Here is a 4726-nt window from a genome sequence, read left to right on the forward strand (position 1 = left end):
ACTAGCTCATGGGTACTGTATCTGTGTTAGTTGATAAGGTTTTTGCATGTATGTAAATCTATATATTTTTGTTTGGAGTATTTTTGTTAGCGTGGCCAAGTGTACTCTAAAAGGCATGTTAAATTAGGAAAATAAGCTTGATATTAAATGTAGAAAGGCTTGTCTACGTATAGTCAACAAAAGAGAAAATAAGGACTAGGACTGTATACCGATGAAAAGAAAATTAAGTGGCAGTGAAGCAAGTAGTCCTGAGGGCGTTGGGCAAAGTAGTGTGGATGAGCAGGCTCAGCCATCAAGTACATTAGAATTAGAACAAGGTGCAGTATCTGCTGAGGCAAGGGGGTTTATATTAGAGCCAAATTTAGCACTATCGTTAGGGATGCGTCCTGGTGAAATGATATTTCGAAGTATGTTTTATGGCTCCCCACAGGCTTCTAATGTATCAGTTTTAGTAAACCAACTTTTAGAAAAACAGGAGGAACTGTTTAACTGTGGGCCAGGAGAGGGAACTAGTTCTGGCACTCACTACAACACCCTTAAGACTCTTAGTCTTATTGAGTCTAATGCAGCGGCGATACAAGCGCTGATGGATAGCGTAGAAGCACCTACTTCTGCGCCAGTACCGGAAGTAGTGGAAGGTGAGGATAATGCGCATTGGCAAGCACCAATTGCACCAGAACAGAGTACCGGAGGTTCTGATGGAGGATTCATATTGGCACCAGACTTAGCACTAAGCCTGGGAATGCAACCTGGTCAGGCACTACTTCGAGGTATGTTTTACGGTACTTCACAGTCTGATACTGTTCTGATCATAGTAAACCAACTTTCAGAAATTCGAGAAGATTTATTGCGCAATCAAGAAAGGTCTGGTGCAATCGAAGGGGGAACTAACGTTGATTTCGAAGATACCAGTTCTCTTGTAGAAACTAATGAAGAATTAATAAAAGCTCTGATGGGTAGCATAGAAGCACCGGCAGTACCTACAACAGCAGTAGAAGAACCTGAAACAGAGCCGGAAGAAAAATCGCCAGCGGAATTGGAAGAAGAGAGAGATAGGGAATTGGCAGAATTAAAGGCCAAACTAGAAATGAAAGAGCAAGCAAAAGCAGAAAAACTGAGAGATGAAGAGGCAGCAACTAAGAGTCGAGAAAAGGATCTAGAAAAAGCTATAAGTATAGCTGTATGCAGAGAGGCGAATCTAGAGAGAGTAAAAGATAAAGTAAAAGAAGATATGGAAAGGTTAGAGGTAATGGGATCATTAAGAGCAACAAAAAGAAATACAGAGAAGATGAAAGCAAGGGAGAGAGAGCTAAGGAGAGTAGTAGCAGAACCAAGGCCAGAAAACCTGCGAAAAATGGAAAGAGAGCTAAATGAAGCGATAGCAAAATGTAAAGAACTAGAGAAAGCTGGGGCAGTAGAAACTTCAATAGCGATGGATTACGTAAGAACTAAAGAGACAAAAATAGGAAGAGATCTAAAAGAAGCAAAGGCAAGAGAAACAAAAGTGAAAAATCTAGAGGAAGAGCTAAAGTTATTAGTAGCAAGAGAAATGTGTCTGGAGAAAATGGAGACAAGTAAGAGAAAGCTAGACGAAGTAAGAAAGAAAAAGACGAATATAGAGTCAGATATAAATAGATTAAAAGCAACAATAGCAACGGCTGGAAAAAGTATAGAAACAGAGCTAGGTAAGCTTATGGAGGAAAAGAAAGAGATAAAAGCAAAGATAGATAGAGGAAAAAGGGAAATGGAGCTAAATATATTAAAAATGGAAGCAAAAGCTAGACCAAGCAAAAGAGAGCTAGAGCTAATGCTGAGACTAAAGGGGATAAGCACGAAAGTAAGAGCACTAGAACTGAAGTTAGGACTATGGCTAAGTAAAATAACAGCGAGAAAATCGGCGACAGTGCAAGAAGCAATACAGGAGAGTATAGGAGACTCTGATGAAGGGTTCGTGTTGGCACCAGATTTAGCTCAATCGTTGGGAATGCAACCTGATCAAATGTTACGTCGAGGTATGTTTTATGGTACTGCACAGTCTGATATTGTTTTGAGCATAATAAATCAACTTTTAGCAATTCGAGAAGATTTATTGCGTGATCAAGAACTAGAAAGATCTGGTGCAAATCAAGAGGGAACTAGCGTTGGCTGCGAGGATGCTGCTGATCTTATAGTAACTAATAGAGAATTAATACAGGCTCTGATGGGTAGCATAGAAGAACCGGGGGTGGTAGTGCCTACGGTAGTGCCGAAAGTAATACAGAAGAGTAAAGGAAACTCTGATGAAGGATTCATGTTGGCACCAGATTTAGCTCAATCGTTGGGAATGCAACCTGATCAAATGTTACGTCGAGGTATGTTTTATGGTACTACGCAGTCTGATATTGTTTTGAACATAGTAAATCAACTTTTAGCGATTCGAGAAGATTTATTGCGTGATCAAGAACTAGAAAGATCTGGTGCAAATCAAGAGGGAAATATCGTTGACTGCGAGGATGCTGCTGATCTTATAGTAACTAATGGAGAATTAATACAGGCTCTGATGGGTAGCATAGAAGCACCGGAGGTGGCAGTGCCTATAATAGAAGTAGAAGAATCTGAAACAGAATCAGAAGAGGAAGCGAAATTGGAAGGAGAAAAGAGTGAGAGATTAAAGAGGAGTAGGAATAGTGGTACGAGATTAGAAAGATTAGAGAGATTAGCAAAACTGGCGGAATCGAAGGCCAAAATGGAAATGCAAGAGAAAGAAAAACTGAGGAAGAAAGAGGAAGAGACAGCAGCTAGGAGTCAAGAAAGACCTAGAAAGAAAGAGAAAGAGACAGCAGAGACGAGACGAGAAAAAGAGATAAGAAAGTCTATAAGTACAGCTGTACGTAGAGAGGCAGAGCTAGAGAAAATAAAAGAGTACGGAAAGGACATTATGAAAAAGCTAGAGGTACTAGGATCATTAATCTCGAGAAAAAAAGATATAAATACGATAAAAGAAACTGAGAAAAAACTAAGAAAAGTGCTGGCAGAAACGGGATCAGAAGACCTGCAAGAAATGGAGAAAGAACTAGATAAAGTGAGATCGAGATACGAAGAACTACAGCAAGCGGGAGCAAGAAATGCTTCAATGGAAATTGGTCATCTAAGAACTAAAGAGGAAATATTAAGGAAAAATCTAGAAGAAGCAACAAAAAAAGAAATGGAAGCTAAAAATCTAGAGAAAGAGCTAGCACTGGTAGCTAGAGAACTAGATCTGGAGAAAATGGGTTCAAGCGAGCTAGGTGAAGTGACAACGAGAATGAGGAAGGTAGAGGAAGATTTACTACAATTAAGAACAACAATAGCAGCAACCGGTAGAAGCGTAGAATTAGAGCTAGAGCTAGGTGAACTTATAAAGAAAAGGGGAGAGATAGAGGCAGATATAAATATGCGGAAAAGAGAAATGGAGTTAAGTAGATTAAAAATGGAAGCAAAAGTAGAATTAGGCAGGATAGAGATAGAGCTGCTTCTGAGACTAGAGTGGATAAAAACGAGAATAAGAGTGCTAGAACTAGAGCTGGGGTTATGGCTGAGGAAAATAGAAATGATCAGGTTCTAGCATCTCAACTTTTGAACAAACAGAAGGAGAAAGAACTGCCTCACCGTAAACTAGGAAAAGGAACTAGTTATGTCTTCCCAACCTGCGGCAGCTGTAGCACACTTGAAACTCTAATGAAGCAACAATACAAGTGCTTATAAATAGCGTAAAGGCACATACATTTGCAGCAGCAGTGACAGTAGAAGGTGTAGATATCACGGGTGATCAAGAATCAAGCGCACCAGTGGTAGCGGTGGTGTAAGGTAAGGATTGTTACACATCGGCAAGCACCGGGTTGAACCAGAACATAATGCAACAGACCCTGTGGAATATTCATGTTGACATCAGATTTAGTGTTAGCTCTGGGAATGAAACCCGATCAAGTGCTACTTCTAGGTGTGTTTATAATGCTCCCAATCTAATATCATTTTAAATATAGTAAGTCAACTTTCCCCAATCAGAGAATATTTATTGCACAATCAAGAGCTAGAAAGATCTGCCGCAGTCCGAGAGGAAGTTGGCGCTGATTGCTAAGATATGTTGCTCTTATAGCAACTAACGAAGAGTTAATAGAAACTATGATGGGCAACATAAGGTACTGCAATGTGAAAGCAATAGTAAAAATCCGTATAACTAGAGAAAAAACAAAGTAGCAAAAATGAGATTGCAAAAGGAAGTGAAAGCGCAGTTTGAACACGATAAGAAAGAGATTGAAGTAGGAAAAATCAGCAACAGAGAGTCGAAAAAAAGAGATAGAAATAGTTATGGGTATAAATAGGAAGAGCCATATAAAGTAAAATAAAGCATGTAAGACTAGGGGGGAGCTGGATCAATCGAGCTCGAAACAAAAGATATGGAGAACAAGTCAGGAATAACTAAGGAAAACGAGAGATAAATCTAAGGAGAGTGTTAGCAGAGTCGGGCCCAAAAAACCTTATAAGAGCAGAGAAAGAGCTAGAAAAAATGAGGGCGAGATATGAAGAACTAAAGCAAGAGGAAGCGGCTGAAACAGAGATGAATTACATAAAAACTAAAGAGACAAGGGTAAGGGGAGATCTAAAAGACCAATAGCAAGAGACACTAGTAGCAAAAAACTAGATCTGGAGAAAATGGGGGTAAGCAAGGAAGAGCTAGATGTAAAGTAAGAGGAAGAGAGATAGGGAC

2 protein-coding genes are annotated in these 4726 nt (G+C 39.6%); both read left to right on the forward strand.

All coding sequences use genetic code 11. The annotated features are described in order from the left end of the window. The first annotated feature begins 211 nt into the window (after positions 1–211). On the forward strand, positions 212–3583 hold the full coding sequence (locus tag A6733_RS08050) for a coiled-coil domain-containing protein (RefSeq protein WP_092460817.1): 3372 nt from the start codon (positions 212–214) through the stop codon (positions 3581–3583). An 885-nt stretch (positions 3584–4468) separates the two neighbouring features. Further along, positions 4469–4633: a hypothetical protein gene (locus A6733_RS09240; protein ID WP_175330645.1), complete on the forward strand. Its 165-nt coding sequence runs from the start codon at positions 4469–4471 to the stop codon at positions 4631–4633. The last annotated feature ends 93 nt before the right edge of the window (positions 4634–4726 follow it).

Origin of the sequence: Candidatus Ichthyocystis sparus (assembly GCF_900078745.1) — a bacterium.
GTDB lineage: Bacteria > Pseudomonadota > Gammaproteobacteria > Burkholderiales > 2013Ark19i > Ichthyocystis > Ichthyocystis sparus.

Coding starts and splice junctions, on each gene's coding strand:
- A6733_RS08050 (WP_092460817.1), top strand. CDS start 212: ATGAAAAGAAAATTAAGTGGCAGTGAAGCAAGTAGTCCTGAGGGCGTT.